3 protein-coding genes are annotated in these 1,943 nt (G+C 73.2%); all 3 read left to right on the forward strand.

Annotated features, from left to right (window positions below; all coding sequences use genetic code 11):
* Positions 1–723: SGNH/GDSL hydrolase family protein (locus tag ONA70_RS36025; protein ID WP_265010944.1), on the forward strand; the 723-nt coding region annotated here is incomplete at its 5' end.
* 31 nt (positions 724–754) lie between these two features.
* A complete protein-coding gene (locus tag ONA70_RS36030; RefSeq protein ID WP_265010945.1) occupies positions 755–1,096 on the forward strand; it encodes an MmcQ/YjbR family DNA-binding protein in 342 nt (113 codons plus the stop codon).
* A 322-nt stretch (positions 1,097–1,418) separates the two neighbouring features.
* Positions 1,419–1,871, forward strand: a complete 453-nt coding sequence (locus tag ONA70_RS36035; RefSeq protein ID WP_265010946.1) for a VOC family protein — start codon at positions 1,419–1,421, stop codon at positions 1,869–1,871.
* Positions 1,872–1,943: the final 72 nt, after the last annotated feature.

The following is a 1,943-nucleotide window of genomic DNA, read 5'->3' on the forward strand; positions in this document are numbered from 1 at the left end:
GGGTCGGCCCTCATCCTCACCGTCGCCTCCCCGCTCGGGCCGGCGACCGCCGGGTCCTCCCCCGCCGGCACCGTCGTCGCGCTCGGCGACTCGGTGCCCGCCGGCACGGCCTGCGGCTGCGCCCCCTTCCCCGACCTGTACGCGCGACTGCTCGGCCCGACCACCACGTCGGTGAACGTGGCCGTCGGCGGCACGACCTCCGCGGACCTCGACGGCCAACTCCGGTCCCCGGTCGCGCGCCGCGCGCTACGCCAGGTCGACGCGGTGCTGATCATGTCGGGGGCCAACGACATGGTCCCGCTGGTCGAGGCGCGGTCCGGGGCGGCGGCGTACCGGGCGACGGCGGAGGAGGTGGGCGAGCACGTCGCCGCGGCGGTCACCGCGCTGCGGGACCTGCACGGCGGTCCGCTGCCGGTCCTGGTGCTCGGCTACTGGAACGTCGACCGGGACGGGCAGGTCGCCCGGGACGGCACGGACACCAACGGGCTGGCCGACGCGGACACCGCCACCGCGTACGTCAACGACGCCCTGCGGGCGGCGGCGCGCCGCAGCGGGGCGATCTACGTGGCCACGTACCCCGAGTTCCGCGGCCCCACCGGGGAGGCCGACCCCACCGATTTGCTCGCCGACGACGGCGACCATCCCAACGCCCGGGGCCACGAGGTGATCGCCCGCGCCGCGTACGCCTCGTCGGCGGGCGTCCTGCCGGCCGCGCCGCGCTGAACTGTCGGACGGTGGAGGTACGGTCCGGACCGTGGTCACCGTCGACGACGTACGCGCGCTCGCCAGCACGCTCCCCCGCACCAGCGAGCACCTGATCCGTGACCGGATCAAGTTCCGGGTCGGCCAAATCGTCTACGTCGCCTTCTCCCGCGACGAGCGGACGATGGGCTTCGGCTACCCGAAGGAGGAACGCGACGGCCTGATCGCCGCCGAACCGGACCTGTTCTTCCTGCCCCCGCCCGCCGACCTTCGGTACCACTGGGTGTGCTGCCACCTCGACCGCCTCGACCATGAGCAGATGACCGAACTGGTGACCGAGGCGTGGCGGATGGTCGTGCCGAAGTTCCTCGCCCGGGAACGGCTGGGCGACTGACACCGCCGGGCAGTCCGGGGCTTCGGTGAGAGCGGTCCCACGCCGTACCGTCCGGGCATGAGCAGCGCGCCGACCACGCCGGTCATCCGGCCCTATCGGCCCACCGACCACGCGGTCTACGACATCTGCGTCCGCACCGTCGACGCGGGCGGGGCGAGCGGCACCCGGACGAGGACGCCGGCCGGGCCCGGTACCCGACAGTCCCGGGTGGGTTTTCCCGAGAGCGCCCCGGGGCGACGGCGGAACTGGGAGGCTGAACCGCGACGGTGGGGCCGGCGGAGATCGTCCGCACGGCAGGACGGACAACCGTGAGGAGACGCCGATGGACCGTGATGATCTTCCCGCGCCCCGGCACGGACTGGTCGTCACGCATTTCCTGACGGTGCGCGACGTCGCGGTCTCCCGGAGGTTCTACGCCGACATCTTCGGCGGACAGATCGTCCTGCCGGAGAATCCCGCGATCGTGCGGATCGCCAACAGCTGGATCATCATGAACCCCGGCGGCGGCCCCACCCCCGACAAGCCCGACATCACCCTGACCCCGCCCGAGCCCGGCGACCCGGTGTCGGCGTTCCTGAACGTACGGGTTGCCGACATCGCCGCGTTCTACGCCGACGCGCGGGCGAAGGGCGGGCAGTTCCTGACCGAACCGCTCGACCGCAAGGCCGAGCTGCGCTGCTACCTGCGTGACCCGGACGGCTATCTCATCGAGATCGGACAGGCCACCGGCATGCTGCAGGGCGTCTTCGCCGACCGGCCCGCCGAGTCGACCTGACCCGAGGGCGGATCGGGTCCAATCCGGCCCCGCGGCCGGCCCGCCACTGCAAGACTCGTCCGGTGGCGGGCG

Source organism: Micromonospora yasonensis, from assembly GCF_026013475.1.
GTDB classification, from domain to species: domain Bacteria; phylum Actinomycetota; class Actinomycetes; order Mycobacteriales; family Micromonosporaceae; genus Micromonospora; species Micromonospora yasonensis.

Excerpts from the sequence above, each read along its gene's own strand:
- ONA70_RS36035 (WP_265010946.1), top strand. The coding sequence starts at position 1,419 with ATGGACCGTGATGATCTTCCCGCGCCCCGGCACGGACTGGTCGTCACG.